The following is a 25704-nucleotide window of genomic DNA, read 5'->3' as shown; positions in this document are numbered from 1 at the left end:
GGCGTTAATCCAGCATCGCCACCGGATTGATCGCGCGGCCTTCTTTACGGATTTCAAAATGCAGCTGGCTGCGCGTCACGCTGCCCGACGATCCCGCATAGGCAATCACCTCGCCCTTCTTGACGGTGTCGCCCTTGGTGACCGTCGCCCGTTCCGTATGGCCATAGGCGGTCACATATCCATCGGCATGGGAAATCAGAATAAGGTTGCCGAAGGAGCGCATCTCATTGCCGACATAGGATACCACGCCATTTTCCGCGGCGCGGATGGGCGTTCCTTCCTTTACGGCGATATTGACGCCGTCATTGTGATACCCGGTCTTCTTCTTGCCGAAACCGGAAATGACCTGGCCCTTCACCGGCCAGGAGAAGGCCTTGCCGCTGCGTTGCGGCGGCGCCTTGGTCGTGTATTTCCGTGTCGGCACCGGCGGAATGTCGAGCTTCGCCACCTGATAGCCGGGCTCCGCCTCTTTCGGTGCCGGAGCGGTATTCACAGCCGGGGCCGCCGCCTTGGGTGCCACCACAGCCGGCGTGGCCTTGGGTTGCGGTTGTGGCACCGCAACGACCTGCGGCAGGGAGTTTATCACCACCCGCTTAACCGGTTGCGTTGACGTCGCGGCTGTGGCCGGTTTTGCCGCGGGCCAGGCGTTCATGTCGGCGGAGGCCACCCTCACCTCGCCCTGCGTCTTCAGCGGAATTTTAAGCTTCGTTCCGGGCATAAGCGTGTAGGGCACATCGAGAAAGTTGAAATGCGCCACTTCCGACATTTCCACATCATAGACACGCGAAATCGCGTAGAGCGTTTCACCGGGACGGACCGAATGAACATGGAACGCGGGCACCTTCAACTGCTGACCGGGATAGATCATGTAAGGTTCGCGCATATTGTTCATGGCGATGACTGCCTGGACCGGCACATTGCTGCGGGTTGCAACCCCGGAGAGCGTATCTCCGCTGCGCACGGTCACATACTGATAGGAAAGATCCTGATAATAGGGCGAAAAATCATCGGGCATGACGACCTTGGCGGTCACCAGCTCCGGTTTCGGTACGTGAATTACCTTGGCGCTCTGATAGCGCGGCAAATAGTCGTCATAAAGGCAGCCCGCCATCAAAGGGAGAAGCAGGCTTACGCAGGCAACGCGACTGAAAAAAGATACATACCTCGCCATAATGCTTCGATATTAAGCATAAAAGGCCGCGAATCACAACAAATTTAAGCACATACAATATATAGTGCTAAATTAAGATTCTTCAGCAACCCCTTGAACCATGGGCACGAATCGAACGGGCAGCAGGACCTCCTCCGACACATCACCGTCCTTGTCCTTGCTTAACCGCAATATATGCTGGTTCGCGGAATCCTTGCCCACGGGCAGGACCATGATCCCGTCCGGGCCGAGCTGATCGAGCAATGCCTCGGGCACTTCCTCCGCCGCCGCCGTCACGATAATCCGGTCAAACGGCGCCTGTTCCGGCCACCCTTTATAGCCATCGCCGAGGCGCGTCGTGATGTTGGTGATCTTCAGCTCCTCGAACGCCGCCTCCGCCTGTTCCAGCAGGTTGCGGTATCGCTCAATCGAATAGACCCGGCGGCAAAGACGGGCAAGGATCGCCGTCTGGTACCCGGACCCGGTGCCGATTTCCAGCACCTTGCGCCGTTTGTCCAGCTTCAGCATCTGGGTCATGTAGGCGACCACATAGGGCTGGCTGATGGTCTGGCCGCTGGCGATGGGAAGGGCGATATTCTCATACGCCCGATCCCGGAAAGTCTTGGGCACGAAAGCGTCGCGCGGCACCCGCTCGATCGCCGAGAGGACCTCGGTATTGCTGATCCCCTGCCGGCGAAGCTCCATAATCAGGCGGATTTTCTGGGCAGGATTTTCAATCACGCAAATGCCTTCTTTATCTTGTCCGCCAGCGCCACCTTCGTCAGGTTGAGCTTGAGCGGTGTAATGGATACCCGACCGTTTGCCACCGACCATAGATCCGTCCCCTTTGGCGGATCGCCGAAGGAAGGACGGTAGCCAAGCCAGAAATATTCCCGCCCGCGCGCGTCGACCCGGTCATCGATGGAAAGATTGGACAGGTCACGCTTGCCCTGCTCTGTCACATCGATGCCTTTTACCTGCACTTTTGGCAATGCCGGAAAGTTCAGGTTGATCAGCACATCCGGACCCCACTCGAAATCGAGGAGCTTGCGAATGATATCAGGCGCCAGAGCCTCCGCCGTGTCCCAATGGAATGTCGCGCCATCCGGAGCGACACACTGGCTGAGCGCAACTGACCGCACACCGAGCAGGCATCCCTCACTCGCGGCCGCGACAGTTCCCGAATAGAGCACATCTTCGCCGAGATTGCCGCCCCGGTTGACGCCGGAGAGGATCAGGTCGGGCCGCTTATCCTTGAACAGGTGGTTCATCGCCATCATCACGCAATCCGTGGGCGTTCCCTCCACGGAATATTCGCGATCGGAGTATTTATTGATGCGGATGGGATCATGCAGGGTCAACGAACGCGACGCCCCGCTCTGTTCTTTTTCCGGGGCCACCACATAGATATCATCGGAAAGCGCGGCCGCAATGCGCCGAAGTGTTTCCATCCCGGGCGCGCTATATCCGTCATCGTTACTGAGTAGAATTCGCAAAATATTGTTCCTTGTTTTTCTTGTACTAGGCCCGGATTTCCGTCACCCCGCCCATATAGGGCACGAGTGCATCCGGTATCTTGATCGATCCATCCGCCTGCTGGTAGTTTTCCATCACCGCGATCAGCGTCCGCCCGACAGCAAGGCCGGACCCGTTGAGCGTATGCACGAACTGCGTTCCCTTCTCGCCCTCGGGGCGGAACCGCGCCTTCATCCGGCGGGCTTGGAAATCCCCGCAGTTGGAGCAGCTTGAAATCTCGCGGTAAGTATCCTGACCCGGCAGCCACACCTCGATATCGTAGGTTTTGCGCGCACCGAAGCCGGTATCGCCACTGCAAAGCACGACAACGCGGTACGGCAGCCCAAGCCTTTTCAGTATATCCTCGGCGCAGGCGGTCATCCGCTCATGCTCGGCGTCGGACTGATCCGGCGTGGTGATGGAAACCATCTCGACCTTTGCGAACTGATGCTGGCGCAGCATGCCGGCCGTGTCCTTGCCCGCTGATCCCGCCTCGGACCGGAAGCAGAGCGTATGGGCAGTAAAACGCTTCGGTAGTTCCTCCTCGCTGAGGATGCTTTCCCGAACCAGGTTGGTCAGCGGCACTTCCGCGGTGGGGATCATGTACTGATCCTCGGCCGTCTTGTACAAATCCTCCTCGAATTTCGGGAGCTGGCCCGTTCCGAACAGGCTGTCGCCGCGCACCATCACCGGCGGGGAGACTTCCAGATAGCCCTTTTCCAGTGTATGCACATCAACCATAAAGGCGGCAAGCGCCCGTTCCAGCCGGGCAATCTGGCCGCTGGTGACGACAAAGCGTGAGCCGGAGAGCTTCGCCGCTGTCTCGAAATCCATCATGCCGAGCGCGTCGCCAAGCTCGTAATGCTCTTTCGGCTTGAAATCGAAATTCCGGATATCGCCGACACGGCGGAGTTCGACATTATCGTCCTCGCTCGCGCCATCCGGAACGTCATCCTTCATGATATTGGGCAGGACGGAAAGCGCCATGTCCAGCTCTGCCTGCAACTCGCGTTCGCGCGCCTCAAGATCCTGCGCGGCGCCCTTCAGGTCGGCCACCTCACGGATCAGGGCATCGGCATCGCCGCCGGACGCTTTTGCCTTGCCGATTTCCTTCGCGGCAGCGTTCCTGCGGGCCTGAACCTCCTGCATGTCGGTCTGGATTTTCCGCTTGTCCGCATCGAGGATGAGCAGCCCCTCGGACTGCGGTGACAGGCCGCGCCGCGCCATGGCCGCATCAAAAGCTTCCGGGTTTTCCCTGATCCATTTTAAGTCGAGCATAAGAACGTCATTTCGGTATTGAAGGATGGATGTTCTGTGTATAAGGGCCGGGCCGCCCGACGTCCAGAGGGGTTTGCACCGTCTTGTGAATTTCTGTCAAAAAATGTTGTGGCCAGCCCACAGGAATGACGGGATAGATCAGTCCTCGTCTTCCAGGGCCTCACGCTCCTCACGCTTTTTCTCGACCATACGCACACTGACGATGGAAATCGCGTAGAGGACAATGATCGGGATCGCGAGAGTGATCTGACTCAACGGGTCCGGCGGTGTCAGGATCGCCGCCGCGATAAAGGCGAACACGATCGAGTATTTGAATTTCGCCTTCAGCCCGGCGGAGGTAACGATGCCGACCCGCCCGAGCAGCGTCAGCAGGACCGGCAGCTGGAAACACAGCCCGAAGGCAAAGATCAGCTTCATCGAGAGGCTGAGATACTCGCTGACCCGCGTTTCCGACTGGATCGGTAGGGCCATCGGCTCGGACGGTGTGGGCAGGTAATTTGCCATCGTCGGGTAATGCTCGACAATTGCGGCAACGGCCCGCGCATAAAGGCTGGCCTGGCCGTTACTTTCAAAACTGAGCAGGAATTTCCATGCGAGCGGCATGACAATTTCATAGGCCAGAGCGCCACCGAGGAAAAACAGGATCGGTGTCACCACCAGAAAAGGCAAAAACGCCTTCTTCTCATTCTTGTAGAGGCCGGGCGCCACGAAAATCCAGATCTGCGTCGCAATAATCGGGAAGGAGATAAAAATCGCCGCAAAGAAGGCGATCTTGATATAGGTGAAGAACGCCTCATGCAGGCCGGTGAAAATCATCCGGCGGCCTTCCACATCGTCACCCATCGCCTCGACCAGTGGCCGGACGAGGAATGCGAACAGGTCTTCCGAGATGATGTAACAGAGGATAAACGCCACAAGAAGCGCAATGACCGAGTAGACCAGCCGGTTACGGAACTCGATCAGATGCTCCATCAGGGGAGCCTTGTTCTCGTCAATCTCAGTATCGTTCACGACGCTTTGGTTTCCGGTTTCTGCTCAGGGGGAACATCCGCCTTTACAGCGGTGCTTGCGGCCGGCTTTTCTGCCGGAGCGTCGGTCTTGGAGGGACTTGGCGCCCCGTCCCCGCTTTTCGCGGCCGGTGCGGGTTTCTCGGGGGGCGCAGAATAGTTGTTGGCGCTGTCGCGCGGATCGCGGATCTGCGGCTTGATGTCGTTGAACATACCCTCCTTGGAGCCTGTTGGATCGACCGCATCCTCAATCTGCTTCTTGATATTGAAATCCGTCCCCTTCTGGATGTCCTTCTTGATATCGTCAAGTTCTGTCTCGCGGGCGAGATCGTCGATACCGGATTGGAAATCCCGGGCCATGGATCGCGCCTTGCGGACATACTTCCCGATGGTCGAGATCGCACGCGGCAGGTCTTTTGGCCCGATGACCAGAACGGCAATCACCAGCACAAACACCATTTCCGACCAGCCAATATCAAACATGGCTTTTCACTTCATCCAGGTTGAAGGGTTTCATGACTTGAGCTGCAACAGATTCAGCCCTGCGCAGCCTTGTCCTTGTTCTCGGGCTTGTCATTATTGCTGGCGGATTCAAGCACTTCCGTCTTGCCGTCCTCAGCCGTTTCCGGCTTGTCTTCCTCAGTCATGCCTTTTTTGAAATTCTTGATGCCTTTTGCCAGATCACCGGCAACGCGCGGCAACTTGCCCGCACCAAAAATGATGAGCACGATGACAAGAATTAATATGATTTGCCACGGACCAATACTCATGTTTTATGCTCCTGTTCTCGTCTCGAGAATATCTTAAAACTGTATGACGACCACATAGACTGAAAAGTTTCCGATTCGGAGCTTTTTCAAGGATCTCTGCGGTTCTTCCTTCGCTTTATATAAAGGTCTATAGGCGTTTATACGACATTTAATTCGTGTTTGATATGGGTTTATCGACGTATTGGGCATTTCCCGGTTCCGGAAAAATGAAAACGCCGCTCAAATTAAGCGAAAGAGAGCAGCTTGTCCCCACCTTTGGCTGATACATCGAGGCGACGCGCGCCGTTACCCGCATCCCGCTCTCGAACTGGACGTCAACAAGGCTGTAGGCACCGAGATTCCGGGACAGCACCACTGTGCCGGTCGGCTTCTCTGGATTAACGACAGGCAGAAAGCGGATTGCCTCCGGCCGCACCAGGATATCAGTCACCGTATCACCATTGGAGGCGGCGGAGACGGGTATCGGGCCGAGGTCGGTCTCGAAAATATCGCCATTTCGGTGCGCCGTGACAGTATTGACGTCACCCAGGAATGATGCCGCGAAGGCATCTACCGGGCGGTTGTAGAGCGCACCGGCGCTGCCCTGCTGGACAATCCGGCCGTCCCGCATCAGCACGATCTCGTCCGCCATGCGCATGGCCTCCTCCGGATCGTGCGTGACCATCAGCACGGTCGTGCCCATTTCCTTCAGCAGGGTCAGGGTCTCATCCCGCACCCGGTTGCGCAAGACCACATCCAGCCCGGAGAACGGTTCATCCATCAGCATGATCCGCGGGGATGGCGCAAGCGCCCGGGCAAGCGCCACGCGCTGCTGCTCCCCGCCCGAGAGCATATGCGGATATTTCCGCGCCGACTCCGCCAGGCCAACGGTTTCCAGCATGGCCCGGGCACGGGCACGGCGTTCTTTCCCGCCAAGCTGCGTCAGGCCGAAGGCGACATTATCTTCCACTGTCAAATGCGGAAACAGCGCGTAATCCTGAAACATCAGCCCGACACGGCGATCTTCCGGCCCGACGAAAATCCGGTCGTTGGCCATCACCTCGCCCTCGATGCTGATTTCACCACTCATCGGGCTTTCCAGCCCCGCCGCAAGCCGCAAAGTGGTCGATTTACCGCAGCCAGACGGCCCCAGCAGGCAGACCAGCTTGCCCGCCCCCACTTCCAGATATTCAATATCAACGGAATTGACCCCGTCATATTGGTGACGGACATTCCTGAAAATCAGATTACTCATCAAAAATCGCTTCTCGCGCGTGAATTCTGCCCTGGACGGGATTTGGCGATTGCCCGGCTCAGGACAATAACCGGGAGGATACCGACGATGACAATGGCCAGCGACGGCGCGGCCGCGTCCGCCAGCCGCTCATCGCTCGCCATTTCATAGGCGCGGATCGCCAATGTGTCAAAGCCAAATGGCCGCAGCACCAAGGTCGCCGGCAGCTCCTTCATCACATCGACAAAGACAAGGAGAACCGCCGTCATCAGGCTGCCGGACACAATTGGGATATGTACCCGGAGAAGCTTTTTGAGTCCCGTTACCCCGAGCGTCCGCGCCGCCCGATCCATGTTTGGAGTCACCGTGTCAGATCCCGCCTCCACCGTGTTGAGGGAGATGGCGAGGAAGCGGACAATATAGGCGAACAGTAGTGCTACCATGGTGCCGCTCAGGAGCAAGCCGGTGGAAATCCCGAAGGACGCGCGCATCCATTGATCGACGGTGTTGTCGATAAACCCGAACGGCAGCATGATCCCGACCGCAAGGACCGGACCTGGCACCGCATACCCCATGGACGCCACGCGCAACGCCCCCTGTTCCAGCCGGGAAGGTGCGCGGCTCTCCCGCCGCAGCCCGTAAATCAGGAGCAGCGCCAGCAGCAACGACAACCCCGCCGCAATCAGGGCGACCGTCACGCTGTTCAGGACAAGGGTCGGGAAATGCGCGTTAAAGGCGCTGCTCGAATGGGAAATACTGTCTTTCAACAGCCAGCCCGTCGGCAGCAGGAAGCCGAGAAGGATCGGCAGCGCACAGGCCACAAACGCGAGAGTCTGACGGCCCTTGCCGAGGCGGTAGCGGGTGATCTTCTGGTACCGGCCGGTCGTGTGATGGAATTTGCGCTTTCCCCGGTTGAACCGCTCGATCAGGATCAGGGTGAAGACAAAGAGCATCAGGATCGCCGCGAGCTGCGCCGCCGCCGCCGGTTCGCCAAGTCCGAACCAGGTACGGTAGATGCCGGTGGTAAAGGTATCGACGGCGAAATACTCGACTGTGCCGAAATCGCTCAGGGTCTCCATCAGGGCGAGCGCCAGCCCGGTCACAATGGCCGGACGGGCAAGCGGCAGCGCGATCGAGAAAAACCCGCGCCAGGGGCCGCGCCCCAAAGTGCGCCCCACTTCCAGCGCGCAAATCGACTGTTCCAGAAAGGCAGCGCGGCTGACCAGGTAGACATAGGGATAGAGCACAAGGCCAAGCATGACGATGGCCCCGCCGAGACTGCGGATCGCAGGGAACCAGTAATCGGCCCGGCTCCAGCCGAAGCTGTCGCGCAGCATTGTCTGGATCGGCCCGGCGAAATCGAACATCCCGGTGTAGGTGTAGGCGATGATATAGGCGGGCATGGCTAGTGGCAGGAACAGCGCCCAGGAGAATATCCTGCGTCCCGGAAACTCGCACATGGTCACCAGCCAGGCCGCCCCTACCCCGATAACCAGCACCATTGCGGCCACGCCAAGCGCCAGCAGTACCGTGTTGTAGAGATAAACCGGGAGAACCGTGCTGGCGAGATGGGCCCAGATGTCCTGCGCCGGCACGAAGACGTAACCGAGGACGACCAGGACCGGGATCGACAGGACCAGCGCGATCAGCAACACAAAAGCTGTCGCCGCGGACGCGCCCTTGCGCCGCCGCCCCAGCCCTGTCAGGGGTTGCTGATTTTCAAATTCCAGAACAGCCAAAAATGTTCCTCTTTCCGGTTCGCACTCAGAGGCTTATCTAAGCCACATGGCGCTATCCGTAAATAGTAATCATTTGCATTGGCAAAGAAAAGAAAGATATCAAGCGGCAAATCGCCGCGCCGAAACCCGGCTAGAGCTCCTCTTCCTCCGGGTCTTCGAGGCTGTCTTCCTCCTCGTTGGCACGGGCAAGGTCCCTGAAGATGCCGGTCGGTTCCGTATTCAACAGCCCCGCCGCCTTCATCTCGTCAAAGCCCGGCAGGTCCTTGATGTCATCCAGACCGAAATGAATAAGGAAGTCTTCCGTCACCCCGTAGGTGACCGGCCGCCCCGGTGTCCGGCGACGCCCGCGCGGGCGGATCCAGCCTGCATCGAACAGGACGTCCATGGTGCCCCGGCTCAATCCGACGCCGCGAATTTCCTCGATCTCGGCGCGGGTCACCGGCTGGTGATAGGCGATAATGGCAAGGGTCTCCAACGCCGCGCGGCTGAGACGGCGGGTTGTCTCCCGCTCCTCCTCCAGCAGCCAGGAAAGATCAGGCGCAGTCAGAAAGGTCCATTTCCCGGCAAGGCGCGTCAGGTTGACCCCCTTGTGCCGGTAATGCTCCTCGATCGTGGCGAGGATCGCTGGAATATCGGCGCCCTCGGGCAGTCGTTCTGCCAGTGCCGCCTCATCCAGCGGTTCCTTTGAGGCAAACAGCAGGGCTTCCGCCATTCTCACATGTTCGGGATCAAGACTCATTCCCGTTATTCCTCTTTTTTACCTGAATGGGGCCAAAGGTCGCGCCCTGACGTAGTTCAAGCTGTCCTTCTTTTGCCATCTGCAAGCTTGCCAGCAGGGTCGAGGCCTGGGCCGAGCGGCGGCTGAACGGATCGGAGAGATTTTCCGGCAGATAGGCCATCAGATCGGTCCATTCCGGCAGGGTGCCGAGCATCTTTTCAAGCCGGTCCAGTGCGGCCTCAACGGTGAAGACGGTATCCCGCATCAGGCGCAGCGGGTTGATAATGCCCTTGCGTTCCTTTTGTTCGGCGTAGGCCTGCAACAAGTCGCGCAAACTGCATTCATATTTTGAGTGCCGCGTAATCCGGATCGCTTCCGGCCGGCCGCGCTGCAACCTGTCCCGCCCAACGACAGTGCCGTTCATCAGCTTTTCCGCCGCCTCGCGCATGGCCTCCAGCTTTTTCAGCAGGAACGCCAGCCGATCGGCAAGCTCCTCCCCGCTGGGGCCGTCATCATCCTCCACCGGGAGCAGCAGACGCGATTTCAGATAGGCGAGCCAGGCCGCCATCACCAGATAATCCGCCGCCACTTCCAGACGGAGCGCGTGGGCCTGCTCGATAAAGGCGAGATACTGCTCCGCCAGTTGTAGGATGGAGATTTTGAGAAGATCGACCTTCTGGTCCCGTGCGAGCACCAGCAGCACATCCAGCGGTCCCTCATACCCGTCAAGATCAACCAGCAGGGCATGGGAGGGAAGCGGAATAACCTCGGTGTTTTTCTGCCCCGCGTCGTCGAAGGATCCCTTATCCACGGCGCGGCGCCTCAACTGCTTTTCGTGACCATGTCAACATCACAAAAGCCTAGCCCAGACCCGCCAGATTGGCAATCAGATTGACCACATAGCTGATGGGTCCGGTGAACAGCCAGTTCAGCAGATCAACCTCCATGCCGAGTTGGCGCGTGATCATGGGAAGAAGGAAAATAACGCCGATCAGAATAAAGAACCCATAGCGTTCCAGCCGGGCAAGCGGCAGGGCGAGCCTGTCGGGCAGAATGCCGACGGCCACCCGTCCGCCATCCAGCGGCGGCAGTGGCAAAAGGTTAAAAACACCAAGGACAACGTTGAGAATAATACCGTTTTTAAAATTCTCCGCGAACCAGGCCATGGCCCCCACCGGCATAAACGCCAGCAGGTGAAAGCCGAGGGCGAAGAGGAAGGCAAGCAGGAAGTTCATTCCCGGTCCCGCCAGCGCCACCCAGACCATATCGCGGCGCGGATTATTCAGACGCCCGAAATTCACCGGAACCGGCTTGGCATAGCCGAACAGGAAGGGCGCCTTCACCAGCAACAGGATACCCGGAATAATAATGGTCCCCATCGGGTCGATATGCTTGAACGGATTGAAGGTCACACGCCCCTGCCGCTTCGCCGTGTCATCGCCGAGTTTCCAGGCAACGAAGCCATGCGCCGCCTCATGCAGGGTAATCGCGGCAAGCGCCGGGACGATCCAGACGGAAATCTGGTAGAGAATATGACCAAAGTCCATCAGGCGATGTCCGTTTCCAGAAGATCGTTAAGCCGCGCGAGATCCGCCTTCGCGTCTATCTTGTCCGGCGTGTGATCAAATACCCGGTTGCCAAGTTCAATCCGCGCCTGCGCCTCCTCCGTCAGCGGCGGGCAGACCGCCGCCAACTCCTGCATCTCCGTCAGCACGCCCGAGCAATGAAGCACGATGTCCACACCGGCCTCCAGCGCGGCCGTCGCCCGCTCCGCCAGGCTGCCAGAAAGCGCCTCCATATTAAGGTCATCGGTCAGGAGCAGCCCGCTAAAGCCGATCTCGCCGCGAATAACGTCCTTGATAATGGCAGCGGACTGGGTCGCCGGGTGATCCGGGTCGATGGCGTCAAACACAATATGGCTGGTCATGCCCCAGGGGAGCACGGAGAGTGTCTTGAAGGGGGCGAAATCCGTTTCCTGCAGGGTATCATGCGGCGCGCCGACATGAGGCAAGGCATGATGGCTGTCGATGGTGGCCCGGCCATGGCCCGGCATATGCTTGACCACGGGAATGATCCCGGCGGTCAGCATTTCCTCCGCCACCACCGCGCCGAGACGGGCGACAACCTGCGGGTTGTCGGCGAAGGCGCGATTGCCGATGGCATCCACCGTCTCCGGCAGGTGAAGGTCGAGACAGGGGGTGCAGTTGACAGTGATCCCCGCCTCCCGCAGGTCTGCCGCGATCAGGCGCGCGGTCAGGCGCAGCGCCTCAATTGCCCGCTCCGGATCGGTCTGGTAAAGATCCCCGAAATGGCCGAAAGACTTCGCCTCGAACCAGTGCGGCGCCCGCAAGCGCTGCACCCGGCCACCCTCCTGATCGATCAGCACCGGGGCATCGGGTCGGCCAACCGCGGTGCGCAGGGATTTGACGAGTTTCTTGAGCTGTTTGGGCGTCTCTACATTCCGGGAAAACAGAATAAAGCCGACAGGCTGCTCCGCCTTGAAGAATTTCTTCTCCGCGGCGGATAGAGTCGTTCCTTCACAGCCAAAAATGACAGAGCGGCAGTTGGTTAAATCAACCACTGACAACGAGACAATCCTGCTTTTGTGCCTTCAGGTCACTGCACAGCTTGTTGGCCCCATCGCGGCTGTCATAGGCGCCAAGCTGCAAGCGGTAATAGGTGCCCTTGTCCTTGACCGCAACGTCCTGCACCCGATAGGTGAGGCCGGAGAGTAGCGACTTATATTTGCTGGACAGCGTCGACCATTGTTTTTCAGCCGCATCAGGTGACCGGAAAGAGCCAACCTGAACACGATAGAACGGGCCGCCGGTCTTTGGCTCCTCGACCTTTGCAGGGGCAGACGCCGCTGCCACCTCGGTCTTTTCCTCAACCGGCTTGGCCTCCACCTTCTGGACAACAACCTCCGGCAACTTGATCGCGTTAGAGGCGCTCTCGCCGCCCGCCGCCTTGTCAGCCGCCTGCGACGCTGCTGCATCGGCCGCCGGGGCGTCTTTCGTTGCCTTCTCGATCAGGGTTTCAAGCTTGCTTTCATCGGCCGCCTTTTCCGCGGTTGTCATCGCGGAATCCTGCGCCTGCTCTGCCGTTTCATCCTTTATCGAGTCTTCCGGCGGCGGCATCAGCTTTTCCACCTTTTCGGGCGCATCGCCGGATTGAAGAACGTTAAAGACCTGCTTGTCCTGGTTGGGAATGTCCATCCCGCCCGGATCGTCAGGCTTTATCTTGACGGGTGATGTGTCGGCGCTGATGATGGGCGGGGCGAGTTGAACGCCTTTTTTCACGCCCTGGTCATAGGCATACCAGATACCAATTCCGAAACCGCCGATTATCAGGAGGGCGAGAATGCCGCCGATCCATTTTTTGCGGCTGAAGCGTGGCTCGTCATCGCCGTCGTAGAAGTCGTCGTCCAGGTAGTCATCTTCGCCAGTCACTTAACCATACTCCTTTACTGTATCAACGCCGAGAAGTGTCACGCCGCCGATTAAAATCACATCGAGCGCGCCCAGCAACCCAACACGTGCCGACCGCTCCGCCTCCGCCGTCAGATAGGTCGACGATATAAGATGCACCCGCTTATTGAGACGGAAAAATAGCAAGGAAAGCTCCTGGAGGAAAGAGGCCAGATAAAATGCGTCCCGCTTCCTTACCGCACGCTCAAGCGCCAGCGGCCAGTCGCTTATTCGCCGCGCCAGCGCCACCTCTTCCGGCAATTTCAGAACTGACATATCCACCCCGTCGCTTATCCCGGCTTTCGCCTCCTCTGCTGTCGCCCCGAGCCGGTGCAGCATCAGGCGCGCATAAGGGATCGCGAAAACCGGGTTATCATAATGCCGGTCTATGGCTAAAATAGGGCTGAACGCATCAATAAAGCCGGGCGGATTGGCAAGAACGGCAAATCGCGTTTTCCCCTCGCTGCATTTCGCAATCGCGGAGGCAAGCGGATAACCTGCCGCCGCCCGCTGCGGCAGGGTTACGCGCTCTACTTCCGCCCCCATGAGCGCCGCGATACGCTCCAGCGCCTCTGCATTTGCCTGTTCGCGGTAGCTGGCGAGATCGAGAACCTCTGCCGGAACGGGACTTTCGCATTTTTCTTTTGCCATTCCGGCAAGCCCGAAGTCAGACCCTTCTTTCAATACCGGTATAATATTATTTAACCAGTATTTATGAGAATAAAAGAGGTTGATATAGCCGTTATCTTCCAGCCGGACAGTTGCGATCCCATCCAACTCCTTCAAGGCCGAGACAACCGCCTTTGATGTCTTTTCGAAGTCAATATTTTTGTTTGATTTCAGTATAATACAGGCATTTGTTGAAATATCACCATAGGACACTTCCCTTGGCGGACGCAGGGTAATATCCCGCTGTAACGCCGCTTTCGCCCCCGGTTCGGGCAGCTCAACCGCATCGAGGGCAGATTGAAGCGCCGTACGGGCCTGGGTTATATAGCTGATGGACATTATGCAGGATACTTTTCGGGACCGTCGATTGACAAACATGCTTAGGATTAATACATCATTTGCTATATAGTCTCTATAACGAAGGCCAGTTGTCTTTGTAATTTGGGAATTTAAATACAATGTCTGTCATGGATACAATGGAACCCCCTGTCAAACTGTCAGAATCGGCGGCCGACCGGATCAATGCCATTGTCGAGGAAATGAAGTCCGACAAGAAAATGCTGCGCGTCGCGGTGAATGGCGGCGGCTGCTCCGGTTTTCAGTACAGTTTCGACCTGGAAGATACGCAAAACCCGGACGATGTAGCGGTCATTAACAAGGGGGCGACCCTGCTTGTCGACCAGCTGTCCTTGATGTATCTCGCGGGATCGGAAATCGATTTTGTCGAGGACATGATCGGCGCGTCGTTCCAGATCAAGAACCCGAACGCGACGGCTTCCTGCTCCTGCGGATCGTCATTTGCCATTTGATTGACTCCCTAAAAATGTTAGAAAAAAGGCCCGGCGGAAGACCGGGCTTTTTTGTGGGGTAAGAGATGAAGATAGCCACCTGGAACGTCAATTCGGTGAAAGCGCGCCTGCCGCGGCTTGTCGATTACCTGAAGGACTACGCCCCCGATGTGCTCTGCCTGCAGGAGTTGAAGGTCATTGACGACAACTTCCCGCGGCTGGAGGTCGAGGAACTGGGCTATAATGTCGAGACCCACGGCCAGAAAACCTACAACGGGGTGGCAATCCTCTCCAAGCACCCGATCGAGGATATCATGCGCGGCCTGCCGGGCGACGACACGGACGAACAGGCCCGCTATATCGAGGCGACCGTCAATAATGTCCGCATCGCCTCCATCTACCTGCCGAACGGCAACCCGACGGATACGGAGAAGTTCCCCTACAAGCTGGGCTGGATGGACCGGCTGATCGCCCGCGCGAAATACCTCCTCACTCTGGAGGAGCCGACCGTCCTCGCCGGCGACTACAACGTGATCCCGCAGGATGAGGATTGCTACGACCCCAAGGCCTGGGAGGGTGACGCCCTCACCCGCCCGGAGAGCCGCAACCGTTTCCGCCAGCTTCTCAATTTTGGCTATACCGACGCCTACCGCGCCTTCACGACCGAGGTGAACTACACCTACTGGGATTATCAGCGCGGGGCGTGGGCCAAGGATCACGGCATCCGCATCGACCATCTCCTCCTCTCGCCGCAAGCGACCGACCGGATGACGGAAGTCGGCATCGACAAGGGCCCGCGCGGACAGGAAAAGCCCTCCGACCACACGCCGATCTGGGTCGATCTCGCGGACTGACTCAAAAGAATATTAAGGAATTCCGGCTATCCTGCGCGCATCTAAAGACCTAAGGTGCACGACATATGGGCCGTTATGGCAAAATTGAGTTGATCCCTGAGGAGGAGGCGCTGAAAAACCCGGCGCTTCTGACCGCGAAAATGTCCTGGAAAGGGCATTTGATCGTCGCGCTGTTCCTTCTTGGCTGGAGTGTCGCTTTTCCGGCATTTCTCGCGATGAATGACCTGTTCAGCACGGGCGGCTCCCTCTTCGGCATGGTCTTTGTTAGCTTTATCTGGTTCATCTGCAGCGCGACTGTCCTGATCTGCACTCTCGTCGGCCTTGTCTTTCTCTCCTCCGCTCTTGCTGCCATGAAAAAGAGCAACTGGACCCTGCGCGCCGTGCCGGAGGGGCTTTATCTCAAACTCCGCCATTACAGCGATTATCGCCTGAACGCCGCCGATCCCATCGTCGCCTTTATCCCTGCCCGGGAAATCCGCAGGATGCGGTTCATAGGGCAGAAAACCCGCATGATCGGCGATAGGGACATCCCGGAAGATAAACACCTCCAGAATGAGCAATGGCTCAACGTGGCCCTTTACGGGAATGATCTCGCACCGATAGAGACGGCCCTCAATGAGGAGCGCCGTCGCAAGACCTCGACATGGATCAAGGGCGTAACGTCCCGCGCCAAGGGGGCGGATATTAAATTTCTGCCTGACAGCGGCGGGATCCGTATCGACTGGACAACGCGCAAGACCCGTCTCACCCCATCGATGACGGCGGCGGAGGCCATTCTGGACGGCCTCTACCGAACGCAGACGGATGAAGCGGAGGAGGAGGCCCCGCTCCTCACCCTCTCAAAGGAGGCACAGGACGATCGCCTCCGTGAGATGGTCCGTCGCGGCGACGCCATCGGCGCCACTGCCCTCGCGCGCGAAATTCACGGCCTATCGCTCACCGACGCCCATCAATATGTGAAGAGTTTGTGAGGGGGGTGTATCGTCCCTAGCCCCCCTTGGACTTTAATATGCTGTATGCTTTTTCAACGCCTGCCTTCGCTTCCTCGCATTCTGTCAGGCCTGTCACGAAGTCAAATCCCGTGAAATTGTCGAACTCGGCATAGCCACGCTTGAAGTCCGGATTGGCACCAAACAGTTGCTTGATGGTCTGAAGAATTTGTGGATCAGCCGCAATTCCGCGAAACTCACTACAAACCTCGCTATAGCCGATAATACGCCCTACATGATACTCGCCTGGCTCTTTGTCACTGGCGCGCGAACTTTTGCTGGCATTGGGCTTGGCGCTCCCCGAGGGATCATATAGGCTGACAATTTTAAACCAGTAAACTTGCTCCTCCCGAATATCGGTCAGAAAATATTCGTCTTCTTTCCATCCAACGATAAAGCAATGTGACCTGTATCTGTCATAAGATTTCAACTTACCGCAAAGCTTTTTGTCACCTGCCGTCCACCAGAAACCCGCGTCTTTCCGGATTACATTCCCGTTTTCATCGTAGAAAGATGCCAATAACTCGAACATCTTGTCTCCCTCTTTGGAGAGGGAAAAGCCAATTCTTTCACCAAAACGAGAAATACCCCGAACATTCGTCCCTTCAAAAAACGCCTTGATCTGTTTTGCGCTTAAAGTGCGTCCTTCAAGTTCGCTTTGCTCCATCAGTGACACCATCCTCTGGACTTCTGCATCACTGAAGACAGGCACACTCTTCTGAGGCGTCTGGCAGGCGGAGAGAAGGAAAAGAAATGCGATTGCGACTAAATACCGACAGACTGATTTAGCATTAGACACTGACTACCCCCTGTTCTCTAACAGCGCCCAAAGAGGCGAACAGTATTTTTTAAAGACTTGTGATGCCACTTAAACCTCGGCTAAAAGCTCGTCCTTTCGAAGCAGAATGTGCTGCGCCGAAACCCGAACAAGATGACACTGTGACAACCTTCTGAAATTGTAAGAAATCCGTTTGGTTGGTCTTCCTGGTATTTCGTGGCTGTCACAACGCAGGCGGCTTTTGCGGAATCAGGCTGATATTGGGAATTTATAAATCCGGCGGAGACAATTCCCTCACCATTTAGGGTAACCTCCGCGTCCTCGAGCCAATCCACAATCCAGCTATCCTCATTGCCACCCCGTCTGATATAGAAACCGCAAACTTCGAGGTTCGCGCCCGATTTCCCGGCGCGTAAATAGACTTCCGTACTTGTTCCCGTGAAGCTTCCGCGTAAAAGAAGGTCTGTTTTCTGATACCCTGAATCAAAATGCCGATAGGTGACCGGACCAATCGGCTCCGGTGCTGCACAACCGGCAATCGGCAAAATGAGTGCCAGCAAGAACATGTAACGGCGAAACATCTACCCCCCTTACGCAATAAAAATCCGTGCAAACAAAGACTTCTTTTTCAACCATTAAAGGTGCTGAATCCCACGCGGTCAAGAGAATTTGGAAAAACTTTTACGAGAATTGCGCGTTAACCATAAAAAAACCCGCCGGGGATGCCGACGGGCTTTTCATTGGTTTACGCTGCCTCAGCGCTTGAGCTGGCTCACGTCGCGGACGGCACCTCTTGCGGCACTGGTGGTGAGAGCCGCATAGGCACGAAGCGCTTGGGAGACTTTCCGGGCGCGCGGTTTTGTTGGCGCCCAGCCCTTGTCCCCCTTCGCATCCATCTTGATCCGGCGGTCGGCCAGTTCCTCGTCGGAAATGCGCAAGTTTATGGTCCGGTTCGGGATGTCGATATCGATGATATCCCCTTCCTGCACCAGGCCGATCGCCCCGCCTTCCGCCGCTTCCGGGGAGGCATGACCGATGGACAGGCCGGAGGTTCCGCCGGAGAAACGTCCGTCCGTCAGCAGCGCGCATTGCTTGCCGAGGCCCTTCGATTTCAGGTAGGAGGTCGGGTACAGCATCTCCTGCATCCCGGGGCCGCCCTTCGGTCCCTCATAAACGATCACGACCACATCACCGGCGACGACCTTGTCCCCGAGAATGGCATCGACCGCCTCGTCCTGGCTCTCGAACAGGCGCACAGGGCCGGAGAATTTGAGAATGCTCTCATCGACGCCAGCCGTCTTCACGATACAACCATCCAGCGCAATGTTCCCGTAGAGAACGGCAAGCCCGCCGTCCTGCGAGTAGGCATGTTCCTTGGACCGAATACAGCCGTTCTCCCGGTCCGTATCCAGGCTCGGATAGCGTTTAGCCTGGCTGAACGCCTCCGTCGTGCGAACCCCGCCGGGGCCGGCACGGTAAAATTCCTGCACGGTGTTGCTGCGGGTCTGGGCGACGTCCCAAAGCTCGATTGCTTCCGCCATGCTCGGCGAATGCACCGTCGGGACGTCCGTGTGCAGAAGCTTGGCGCGGGACAGCTCCCCCAGCAACGCCATAATGCCGCCGGCGCGGTGCACATCTTCCATATGATAGTTCTGCGTTGAGGGCGCGACCTTGCACAGGTTCGGTATCCCGCGGCTCAGGCGATCGATATCCTTCATGGTGAAATCGACCTCCCCTTCCTGCGCGGCAGCGAGGAGATGCAGCACCGTATTGGTCGAGCCGCCCATGGCGATATCAAGCGACATGGCATTCTCGAACGCCTTGAACGACGCGATCTCTCGTGGCAGCAACCCCGGCTCGTCCATTTCATAATGGCGGCGGGTGATATCAACAATGGTCCGCGCCGCATCGAGGAACAGCTGCTTGCGGTCGGCATGGGTCGCCAGCATGCTGCCGTTTCCGGGCAGCGCGAGGCCGAGTGCCTCGGTCAGGCAGTTCATGGAGTTGGCGGTGAACATGCCCGAGCAGGAGCCGCAGGTCGGACAGGCGGAGCGTTCGACTTCCGCAACCTGCTCGTCGCTCACGTTGGGATCGCCCGCCTGAATCATGGCGTCAATCAGGTCGAGGCCGATCTCCTTGCCGTCGGCCATGCCCTTGCCGGCCTCCATCGGGCCGCCGGAGACAAAGACCGTCGGGATGTTGAGCCGCATCGCCGCCATCAACATGCCCGGCGTGATCTTGTCACAGTTGGAGATGCAGACCAGGGCATCGGCACAATGGCCGTTGACCATATATTCCACCGCGTCGGCAATCACCTCGCGCGACGGCAGGCTGTAGAGCATGCCGTCATGGCCCATGGCAATCCCGTCATCGACGGCGATGGTATTGAATTCCTTGGCGACACCGCCGCATTTCTCGATTTCCCGCGCGACCATCTGGCCGAGATCCTTCAGATGCACATGGCCGGGCACAAACTGCGTAAAGCTGTTGGAAATTGCGATAATCGGCTTTTCAAAATCGCCGTCTTTCATGCCTGTGGCCCGCCAGAGCGCCCGGGCGCCAGCCATGTTACGTCCCTGTGTTGTGGTTCTTGATCTATATTGGGGCATGCGGTTCTCTTTCGTGAAATCTATGCCCTCTAGTTAATACGATCCGGGGGCCAGGACAAGCATTTGCCAGGATTAACGGGGCCCCGGGGGAAATTTTCCCTAAAAATACTACTTATACTTGTTTGTAGATTTTTATTTACTATTTTTAAGATTATTTACATCAGATAAAAACTAGAGGCACCGAACAATGCAATGTGAAGGAGTAACACGCGCCGGACAGCGCTGTCGAAACAAGGCCCTGGACGATGAAATTTTCTGCGAAGTGCATCTGAGGGTAAACCGCACCTATAATCTCGCGTTGCTGGTCCCCTTCCTGACCACGCTGATGCTCTGCTATTTCTTTCTGTTCGGTCTGTTCTTCGAAACCCTGCATTATGGCGTCTTCGACCTGCAGTATCTGAAATATGCGGGCCTTGATGATTTCTTTATCAGTGCCCTCAGAATTGGCGGAGTCCTGACGGTCATCGTCCTGAAATCATGGGCTATCTATACGGCCATCCTTGCGGTGATCTTCGGTGTCTGGCTTGTGGTCAGGATCACGATGATCACCTCGCACAAGCACCTGAAGCCCGTGCGGCGGCTCAAGATCATCGGCCTCAGCCTCGGTATATTTGTGCTTAACGTGCTGCATATGTTCGTTTTCCTGCTGCCCAAGCGCAACCGCCGGCAACCCTCGCAAATCCTGATCGGGCGCGAACATCTGGCGCTGTCCCTGCAGCGCCACAGAAGCGGGGGTCGTTCCGCCACCAGCCCTGACGGGACGGAAGTCGCCCGTAATATCTACCGCCGTTTTCTGGCGGTCTGCACTTTCAACAATCATCGTTTCTTCGTGACGGTGCTGGTCCTGATGCTGGCGTCCACCGGTTCGATTATCTATGCCGGTCATCAGGCACGCGAGCTACGCGAATGTATCATCATGGTGGCAGACAAGAAGATCGTATCCGCCACGCCGGAGACGCCAAGGCTCTATCCGGGACTGAACATGTCCAATATCTGCCATGGCGACCTTGCGGACCTGCCGGAAGATGTGGATGTGTCGTCTAAATTCCGGAAAACGCTGGCCGGCTTTTTCAGCTTTCCGGTGGTGCATCTGAACCAGGGCGTAGATTCCGAACCGGTTCTCTATCTCGGCTCCACTTCCCGCTTCGAGCTGTTCTTCAACGGCAGCACCCGCCTGCCCTTCGCCGTTCCGATTGAAAATCTCGGCCCCCTCTTTGCCGGCGAAAACAGGGAGGACAACAGCCAGCTGACGACCCTTGACGACCGGATCGGGACCATCGAGAAGCTGGCGCAGGAGAATACCGAAACAATCGCAACCCTCGCCAAGACAACCCGGCAACGCGCAGAGGCAGACACCGTCAGCCTTAAGCTGAAGCTCGATACGCTGGAACGGAGCGCGGCGAAATCCGCAGCGGTGCTCGATACCCTTGAGGAGGGTCTCGGCCGGATCAGCTACGCGCTGAACGCGGCAGAACACGATCATTCAAAACGGATCGTCGCCACCATCCCGGACTATTGCTGGGACCAGTCGCCGCAAATGATCGTCACCTTCGGCGTGGGATCAACCCAGATCACCAGCAAGGAGCCCATAAGCCTTATTCGCAAACTCGCCTCCGATTACAGGGAGGCCGGCAGCCATTTCATCGTTATCTCCGGCCATTCGGACCCGAGCGGGTCGAGCTTCGATAACTATCGCCTGTCACGGCAGCGCGCGGCCGCGGTCACCCGCCTGATGGCGGATGCCGGGCTCGACGAGACGGCCCTTTATATGATCGGCCGGGGCGAGGACAGCAGCAGCAACCTCCCCCGGCGACGGGTGGAGATCCGTGATTGCTCGCGCGGGCCGTGATGCCGCCGGGCGTGGCTAGCTGACCTGCTTTTCCCGATCCGCCCAGTACGGCTTGCGCAGCTCGGTCTTGAGGATCTTCCCTGCCCCGGAGAGCGGCAGCGGGTCATTAGTGAAATCGACGCTGCGCGGACATTTGAACCCGGCAATCAGGGTGTGGCTGAACTCGATAATCTCCTTGTCCGTCGCCGCCTGCCCCTCATGCAGGCGGACAACCGCGTGGACCTGCTCACCCCAGGTGTCATGGGGGATACCGATGACCGCACATTCGGCCACCGCCGGATGCTGGTATACGGCGTTCTCCACCTCGGCGGAGAAGACATTCTCCCCACCCGAAATAATCATGTCCTTCACCCGGTCGACGATATAGACGAAGCCCTGCTCATCCATATAGCCGCCGTCACCGGAATGCATCCAGCCGCCCCGCAGCGCCTCGGCCGTCTGCTCGGGCTTGTTCCAATAGCCGAGCATGACATTGGCGCCGCGCACGCAAACTTCGCCAACGGTCCCATAGGGCACCTCCTCATCATTCGCATCGAAGATGCGCACCTCGACCCCATAGACCGGCCGGCCGGCCGATTTGAAGCGGCCCGCGTTCGGCCCGTCCAACACATGAAACTCCGGCCCGGTGAAGGTGACCAGCGGCGCACACTCCGTCTGGCCATAGGCATGGGTGAAGCCCGCGCCCGGCAATACCTCCAGGGCCTTCTTGATCACCGCCTCGGGCATCGGCGACGCGCCGTATATGATCGCTTTCAGGCTGCTCATGTCAAAATCGCCAATGGCCGGGTCATTGACCACCATATTGACCATGGTCGGCACCAGAAGCGTGTTGGTGATCCGGAATTTCTGGATAGCCTCCATTGTTCCTTTCGGCGTAAAGCCAGGGATGAAGACATGCACGCCGAGCCCCATGGTCGTCCCGAAGACCGCGGCGCCATCAGCGATATGAAACATCGGCGCCACATGCAGCCAGCGCGCATCCTCCTCAAAGCTGAAGCAGGGCATGGCATTGAGGGTGTTGGTGATAAAGTTCGTATGGCTCAGCATCACGCCCTTGGAGACGCCGGTTGTCCCGCCGGTGTAAAACAGCCCGGCGATGTCATCATAGCCGCGCCCGGCATCCGCGACCGGATCGTGACTGGAGACCAGCGCCTCATAATTCAGCATACCCTCGGGCGTATCGCCATCGCCGATATAGATTACCTCCCGCAGCGACGGAACCTGCGCCCGAAGCTCGCCCACAACGCCGGTAAACGCATCATCGACCAGCAGGATCTCCGATCCGGAATCTTTCAGCCAATAGGCGAACTCCGGCACCGCAAGGCGCGTGTTGACCGGGACGAACACCCCGCCCGCCCAGGGTGTCGCATAATAAAACTCCAGATACCGGTCGGAATTCAGCGCGAGGATGGCCACGCGCTCCCCGGTCGTGATCCCGAGTTCCCGAAGCGCGCCGGCAAATCTCTGCACCCGCTCGGCAAACTCGCCGTAGGTCCTCTCCCTCCCGGCGCAGATGGTGGCGATGCTATCGCGCTTGGTCTGGACCGCGCGCGTCAAAAGTTGTGAAATAAACATTCCCTGCTCCCTGTCTGTATTCCAGAAGTATTAGAGAATTCGCGTCGAAGGTAAAGGGGCTGTGTAGCGGCTGATCATAATGCGATGAAAAAGCAGGCCTCTTGATTGGATATTGCCTGCCGCCCGAACATAGGCCATCCTGTTCCCTCAATTCCTTCAGCAAGACAGGCCCCTATGTCAGAAATCACCTTAAAGGAAGCGCAAGACTTCTATGAGAACAGCTTCTCGGACTGGATCAAGGAGCTGGATATCACCCTCACCTCGATCTCGAAAGGCAACGCAACGCTCCGGATACCCGCGACATCCCGGATCAACCGCCTCGGCGGCATGATCTGCGGCCAGGCGATCATGGCGCTCGCCGATACCGCCATGGTGTTTGCGGTAGCCGCCAATGCAGGCTCCTTTGTCTCCATGACCTCGGTAAATATGCAGACGACCTTCCTGCGCCCGGCGGAGGGTACAGAGATGTTAGCAGAGGCCCGCGTCATCAAGTCCGGCAAGCGTCTGGTTTACGGGGAAGTCAATCTGCATATGGGAGACGCGTCAAAGCCGGTCGCCCATGTGACAACCAGTGTCATGCTGCTTTAGGACAGCCGTTACTTTTTAAACAGAGATCCCTGACGATGATCATCGATCAGGCGGTCGGACAGTTTCGGTGTTGCAAGACGAATCCGCCGTGCCCGGGGTGCCTCGCCGGTGTCGTAAATATCGTCCGCGTCATCGTGAAAGCCGGGGGGCATGTGTACGAATTCCTCTGTCACGACGCCATAGCTGTCCCGCGCCGGCTGATACCCCTGCGACAGCAACGAATGATAATGCCAGGCGTTATAGACGAAGATAAAGACCGGCATGGATAATCCAAGGGTCGCGAGATTGACCAACGACATGCCGACAAAACCAAGGATATGACCGCGGTATAAGGCCGGGAATGGTCCGAAAAACAGACATGTCCAGGAAATGCCTGAATAGGCGATCGCCCGTTTTCGGGAATGCGGCTCGATCATCGGAATGGCATAGGCCATTTTTACCTCCAAAGCAGAAGTTCCGCCGCGCTCCCGGTCCCTTTTCGCCGCTTGGACCGACGCGTTCCGGCACAGTCAACCTGAGATAAGAAATAGCAAAAATTCCTTTACAAAATCTTGCTATCCGCCGGAATTTTTACGAAAAATTTAGGGTCCAGTCACGCGGAATTCCATTTTTCGTTTAAATACAGCATCTTATCAAAGGCCGCTGAAATTAAGGCATTTTCTTGGAGTCTTTAAGGATTATCAGCCTTGACCGTCAGTCATATCCGGCAGGTGGGGTAAAGCCGCCAAATGCCTCCTCGATCAACTGGCAGAGCTTCAAGGAGGTCTTATCCTCCCCATAGGCGGCGACGGCCTGCAACCCGACCGGAAGACCGCCGGGCGTAATCCCTGCCGGAACGACAGTCGACGGCAGGTCAACCATATTTGGGTAGCCGGCCCAGAACATCTGGTCCGTGCTTGGCTGAAGATTTCCGTTGATATCGATCATCCGATCCTGCCGCTCCCCTTTCTGGTTCTGCGGGAAAGCCGGTCCGGCCGCGGCGGGACAGATCAGGACATCCCAATCGCCGAAAAATTCCGCCCATTTGCGTGCCATCAGGTGACGTTCATTATTGATCCGTAACCATTCCTTGTGCGACAGGGTCCCGGCTCGCGCCATCAGGGTGAGGTAGCTCTTGTCATCCGGGTCCGCCTCGGCAACGATCTTGCGGAACCGCTCCAGCTGGTCATCGGAGAGCGCGCCGGAAGTCGCCGCCCGGAGCAGCAGAATATAGGTTTCATAGGCCGCCGCGATGGGGATATCGGGGCGTGCGGTCCGGCTGACGCGGGCACCCGCCGCCTCCAGCTTGTCAGCTATCCCATTCAGCGCCGCCTGATAGTCATTATCCACATCGAAGCCTTCGGCGCTTGTCATCACGGCGACGCGGAAGTCTTTCAGATGCCGGTGGCGCGCCGGTTTCAGATCGAGTTTCCAGGCGCCATTCTGCGGACTACCCGCACCCGCCATGACATCCAGCGCAATCTCCAGGTCAAAGGCCGAGCGCGCAAGCGGACCCAGCACCGAGATATCGCTGTCAGCGACAATTCCCGGCGGTTTCTGGCCCTGTCCCGGAATAATGCCGTAGGTCGGCTTATGGCCGCAGACACCGCAGTAATGGGCCGGGTTACGGATGGACGCGCCAATGTCGGAGCCCGTCTCGATCCCCGAAAGACCCGCCGCCAGCGCCGCCGCGGAGCCGCCGGAAGATCCGCCGGGTGTCCGGCTCATATCCCAGGGGTTATGCGTCGTCCCGTAGATATCATTAAAGCTCTGCCAGTCGGCGAGCATGAAGGGCACGTTGGTTTTCCCGAAAATATTCGCGCCTGCATCCAGAAGGCGCTGAACACTCAAAGCGTTCTTTTCCGGGTAATGATCCTTCCACGCCGGATTTCCCCATGTGGACGGGCTGCCGACGAAGTTATAGGATTCCTTGATCGTCATCGGCACGCCATGCAGCGGACCAAGACGGTCACCGCGCGCCCGGGCCGCATCCGCCGCCTTCGCCCGCGCCCGCGCGCCTTTCTCATCCATCCAGATCACGGCGTTCAGGTCGCCATTATATTTCCCGATCCGCGCAAGATAGTGATCCAGCAGTTCCTCTGCACCAATCTCACCCTTGGCGATCTTCGCTGCCTGTTCATAGGCAGGCGCAAAATGAATGTCTGTCAT

At 57.9% G+C, this 25704-nt stretch carries 25 protein-coding genes and 1 pseudogene; 5 read left to right on the top strand and 21 right to left on the bottom strand.

What is annotated here, in order from left to right:
- Positions 1 to 4 precede the first annotated feature (4 nt).
- The 15 genes and pseudogenes from J0X12_RS13535 to J0X12_RS13465 form a co-directional block, all read right to left on the bottom strand.
- Positions 5 to 1171 (bottom strand): LysM peptidoglycan-binding domain-containing M23 family metallopeptidase, encoded by a 1167-nt coding sequence (locus tag J0X12_RS13535; protein WP_207046645.1) that lies wholly within the window; start codon positions 1169 to 1171, stop codon positions 5 to 7.
- A 72-nt stretch (positions 1172 to 1243) separates the two neighbouring features.
- On the bottom strand, positions 1244 to 1888 hold the full coding sequence (locus tag J0X12_RS13530; protein ID WP_420497083.1) for a protein-L-isoaspartate(D-aspartate) O-methyltransferase: 645 nt from the start codon (positions 1886 to 1888) through the stop codon (positions 1244 to 1246).
- Complete coding sequence (gene surE / locus J0X12_RS13525) at positions 1888 to 2646, bottom strand: 5'/3'-nucleotidase SurE (RefSeq protein WP_207046641.1); 759 nt, start codon at positions 2644 to 2646, stop codon at positions 1888 to 1890. Before surE ends, J0X12_RS13530 begins: the two co-directional genes overlap by 1 nt.
- Before the next feature lie 25 nt (positions 2647 to 2671).
- Positions 2672 to 3943, bottom strand: coding sequence for a serine--tRNA ligase (serS, locus tag J0X12_RS13520; RefSeq protein WP_207046638.1), 1272 nt, complete (start codon positions 3941 to 3943; stop codon positions 2672 to 2674).
- 138 nt (positions 3944 to 4081) lie between these two features.
- Positions 4082 to 4954: a twin-arginine translocase subunit TatC gene (gene tatC, locus J0X12_RS13515; RefSeq protein ID WP_288900641.1), complete on the bottom strand. Its 873-nt coding sequence runs from the start codon at positions 4952 to 4954 to the stop codon at positions 4082 to 4084.
- Positions 4951 to 5433: a Sec-independent protein translocase protein TatB gene (tatB, locus tag J0X12_RS13510; protein WP_207046637.1), complete on the bottom strand. Its 483-nt coding sequence runs from the start codon at positions 5431 to 5433 to the stop codon at positions 4951 to 4953. The genes tatC and tatB overlap by 4 nt, the downstream gene beginning before the upstream one ends.
- Before the next feature lie 131 nt (positions 5434 to 5564).
- Positions 5565 to 5720: pseudogene (gene tatA, locus J0X12_RS13505) on the bottom strand (twin-arginine translocase TatA/TatE family subunit); the annotation flags it as partial.
- Positions 5721 to 5868: 148 nt separating this feature from the next.
- Positions 5869 to 6954 carry an ABC transporter ATP-binding protein gene (locus J0X12_RS13500; protein ID WP_207046633.1) on the bottom strand — a complete coding sequence of 362 codons (1086 nt, stop codon included), beginning with the start codon at positions 6952 to 6954 and terminating at the stop codon, positions 5869 to 5871.
- On the bottom strand, positions 6954 to 8639 hold the full coding sequence (locus J0X12_RS13495) for an ABC transporter permease (RefSeq protein ID WP_420497082.1): 1686 nt from the start codon (positions 8637 to 8639) through the stop codon (positions 6954 to 6956). The genes J0X12_RS13500 and J0X12_RS13495 overlap by 1 nt, the downstream gene beginning before the upstream one ends.
- A gap of 163 nt (positions 8640 to 8802) precedes the next feature.
- A complete protein-coding gene (gene scpB / locus J0X12_RS13490; RefSeq protein WP_207046629.1) occupies positions 8803 to 9411 on the bottom strand; it encodes an SMC-Scp complex subunit ScpB in 609 nt (202 codons plus the stop codon).
- Positions 9401 to 10201: a segregation and condensation protein A gene (locus tag J0X12_RS13485; protein ID WP_337925154.1), complete on the bottom strand. Its 801-nt coding sequence runs from the start codon at positions 10199 to 10201 to the stop codon at positions 9401 to 9403. The genes scpB and J0X12_RS13485 overlap by 11 nt, the downstream gene beginning before the upstream one ends.
- A 49-nt stretch (positions 10202 to 10250) precedes the next feature.
- Positions 10251 to 10937: a site-2 protease family protein gene (locus J0X12_RS13480; protein WP_207046627.1), complete on the bottom strand. Its 687-nt coding sequence runs from the start codon at positions 10935 to 10937 to the stop codon at positions 10251 to 10253.
- Positions 10937 to 11971 (bottom strand): beta-N-acetylhexosaminidase, encoded by a 1035-nt coding sequence (gene nagZ, locus J0X12_RS13475; RefSeq protein WP_337925159.1) that lies wholly within the window; start codon positions 11969 to 11971, stop codon positions 10937 to 10939. Before nagZ ends, J0X12_RS13480 begins: the two co-directional genes overlap by 1 nt.
- A complete protein-coding gene (locus J0X12_RS17600; RefSeq protein ID WP_207046622.1) occupies positions 11964 to 12839 on the bottom strand; it encodes an SPOR domain-containing protein in 876 nt (291 codons plus the stop codon). Before J0X12_RS17600 ends, nagZ begins: the two co-directional genes overlap by 8 nt.
- Positions 12840 to 13865 carry a DALR anticodon-binding domain-containing protein gene (locus J0X12_RS13465; RefSeq protein ID WP_207046620.1) on the bottom strand — a complete coding sequence of 342 codons (1026 nt, stop codon included), beginning with the start codon at positions 13863 to 13865 and terminating at the stop codon, positions 12840 to 12842. It abuts the gene before it with no gap.
- Positions 13866 to 13984: 119 nt separating this feature from the next.
- Here J0X12_RS13465 and erpA point away from each other — a divergent pair, with 119 nt between their 5' ends.
- The 3 genes from erpA (at position 13985) to J0X12_RS13450 (ending at position 16139) form a co-directional block, all read left to right on the top strand.
- Positions 13985 to 14335 (top strand): iron-sulfur cluster insertion protein ErpA, encoded by a 351-nt coding sequence (gene erpA / locus J0X12_RS13460; protein WP_237688140.1) that lies wholly within the window; start codon positions 13985 to 13987, stop codon positions 14333 to 14335.
- Between the two features lie 65 nt (positions 14336 to 14400).
- Positions 14401 to 15168, top strand: a complete 768-nt coding sequence (gene xth / locus J0X12_RS13455; protein ID WP_207046618.1) for an exodeoxyribonuclease III — start codon at positions 14401 to 14403, stop codon at positions 15166 to 15168.
- A gap of 65 nt (positions 15169 to 15233) precedes the next feature.
- Positions 15234 to 16139 (top strand): hypothetical protein, encoded by a 906-nt coding sequence (locus J0X12_RS13450; protein WP_207046616.1) that lies wholly within the window; start codon positions 15234 to 15236, stop codon positions 16137 to 16139.
- Between the two features lie 16 nt (positions 16140 to 16155).
- On the opposite strand, the gene J0X12_RS13445 is transcribed toward J0X12_RS13450, so the two are convergent.
- The 3 genes from J0X12_RS13445 to ilvD form a co-directional block, all read right to left on the bottom strand.
- Positions 16156 to 16824, bottom strand: coding sequence for a hypothetical protein (locus J0X12_RS13445; RefSeq protein ID WP_207046614.1), 669 nt, complete (start codon positions 16822 to 16824; stop codon positions 16156 to 16158).
- Positions 16825 to 17036: 212 nt separating this feature from the next.
- Positions 17037 to 17516 (bottom strand): hypothetical protein, encoded by a 480-nt coding sequence (locus J0X12_RS13440; protein WP_207046612.1) that lies wholly within the window; start codon positions 17514 to 17516, stop codon positions 17037 to 17039.
- Between the two features lie 174 nt (positions 17517 to 17690).
- Positions 17691 to 19544 (bottom strand): dihydroxy-acid dehydratase, encoded by a 1854-nt coding sequence (gene ilvD / locus J0X12_RS13435; protein WP_207046611.1) that lies wholly within the window; start codon positions 19542 to 19544, stop codon positions 17691 to 17693.
- Positions 19545 to 19731: 187 nt separating this feature from the next.
- Between ilvD and J0X12_RS13430 the strand changes: the two genes are divergently transcribed.
- A complete protein-coding gene (locus tag J0X12_RS13430; protein ID WP_207046610.1) occupies positions 19732 to 21393 on the top strand; it encodes an OmpA family protein in 1662 nt (553 codons plus the stop codon).
- A 15-nt stretch (positions 21394 to 21408) separates the two neighbouring features.
- On the opposite strand, the gene J0X12_RS13425 is transcribed toward J0X12_RS13430, so the two are convergent.
- The gene (locus J0X12_RS13425) at positions 21409 to 22968 is read right to left on the bottom strand and encodes a long-chain-fatty-acid--CoA ligase (RefSeq protein WP_207046609.1); all 1560 of its coding nucleotides are present in this window, start codon (positions 22966 to 22968) and stop codon (positions 21409 to 21411) included.
- A gap of 174 nt (positions 22969 to 23142) precedes the next feature.
- Here J0X12_RS13425 and J0X12_RS13420 point away from each other — a divergent pair, with 174 nt between their 5' ends.
- Positions 23143 to 23556 (top strand): PaaI family thioesterase, encoded by a 414-nt coding sequence (locus tag J0X12_RS13420; protein ID WP_207046608.1) that lies wholly within the window; start codon positions 23143 to 23145, stop codon positions 23554 to 23556.
- 8 nt (positions 23557 to 23564) lie between these two features.
- On the opposite strand, the gene J0X12_RS13415 is transcribed toward J0X12_RS13420, so the two are convergent.
- On the bottom strand, positions 23565 to 23990 hold the full coding sequence (locus J0X12_RS13415; RefSeq protein ID WP_207046607.1) for a hypothetical protein: 426 nt from the start codon (positions 23988 to 23990) through the stop codon (positions 23565 to 23567).
- 259 nt (positions 23991 to 24249) lie between these two features.
- Entirely contained in the window at positions 24250 to 25704 is a 1455-nt protein-coding gene (locus J0X12_RS13410) for an amidase (protein WP_207046606.1), read from the bottom strand.

The sequence above is a fragment of the Sneathiella sedimenti genome (assembly GCF_017313765.1).
In the GTDB taxonomy this organism is placed as follows: Bacteria; Pseudomonadota; Alphaproteobacteria; order Sneathiellales; family Sneathiellaceae; genus Sneathiella; species Sneathiella sedimenti.
The sequence above is the reverse complement of the archived record's forward strand: the minus strand, read 5'-3'. Positions and strand labels throughout refer to the sequence as shown.

Bases quoted from the DNA above. Each gene is read 5' to 3' on its own strand.
- J0X12_RS13535 (WP_207046645.1), bottom strand. From the start codon at position 1,171: ATGGCGAGGTATGTATCTTTTTTCAGTCGCGTTGCCTGCGTAAGCCTG.
- serS (WP_207046638.1), bottom strand. From the start codon at position 3,943: ATGCTCGACTTAAAATGGATCAGGGAAAACCCGGAAGCTTTTGATGCG.
- tatB (WP_207046637.1), bottom strand. From the start codon at position 5,433: ATGTTTGATATTGGCTGGTCGGAAATGGTGTTTGTGCTGGTGATTGCC.
- J0X12_RS13500 (WP_207046633.1), bottom strand. From the start codon at position 6,954: ATGAGTAATCTGATTTTCAGGAATGTCCGTCACCAATATGACGGGGTC.
- scpB (WP_207046629.1), bottom strand. From the start codon at position 9,411: ATGAGTCTTGATCCCGAACATGTGAGAATGGCGGAAGCCCTGCTGTTT.
- J0X12_RS13480 (WP_207046627.1), bottom strand. From the start codon at position 10,937: ATGGACTTTGGTCATATTCTCTACCAGATTTCCGTCTGGATCGTCCCG.
- J0X12_RS13465 (WP_207046620.1), bottom strand. From the start codon at position 13,865: ATGTCCATCAGCTATATAACCCAGGCCCGTACGGCGCTTCAATCTGCC.
- erpA (WP_237688140.1), top strand. From the start codon at position 13,985: ATGTCTGTCATGGATACAATGGAACCCCCTGTCAAACTGTCAGAATCG.
- xth (WP_207046618.1), top strand. From the start codon at position 14,401: ATGAAGATAGCCACCTGGAACGTCAATTCGGTGAAAGCGCGCCTGCCG.
- J0X12_RS13450 (WP_207046616.1), top strand. From the start codon at position 15,234: ATGGGCCGTTATGGCAAAATTGAGTTGATCCCTGAGGAGGAGGCGCTG.
- J0X12_RS13445 (WP_207046614.1), bottom strand. From the start codon at position 16,824: ATGGAGCAAAGCGAACTTGAAGGACGCACTTTAAGCGCAAAACAGATC.
- J0X12_RS13440 (WP_207046612.1), bottom strand. From the start codon at position 17,516: ATGTTTCGCCGTTACATGTTCTTGCTGGCACTCATTTTGCCGATTGCC.
- ilvD (WP_207046611.1), bottom strand. From the start codon at position 19,544: ATGCCCCAATATAGATCAAGAACCACAACACAGGGACGTAACATGGCT.
- J0X12_RS13430 (WP_207046610.1), top strand. From the start codon at position 19,732: ATGCAATGTGAAGGAGTAACACGCGCCGGACAGCGCTGTCGAAACAAG.
- J0X12_RS13425 (WP_207046609.1), bottom strand. From the start codon at position 22,968: ATGTTTATTTCACAACTTTTGACGCGCGCGGTCCAGACCAAGCGCGAT.
- J0X12_RS13420 (WP_207046608.1), top strand. From the start codon at position 23,143: ATGTCAGAAATCACCTTAAAGGAAGCGCAAGACTTCTATGAGAACAGC.
- J0X12_RS13415 (WP_207046607.1), bottom strand. From the start codon at position 23,990: ATGGCCTATGCCATTCCGATGATCGAGCCGCATTCCCGAAAACGGGCG.
- J0X12_RS13410 (WP_207046606.1), bottom strand. From the start codon at position 25,704: ATGACAGACATTCATTTTGCGCCTGCCTATGAACAGGCAGCGAAGATC.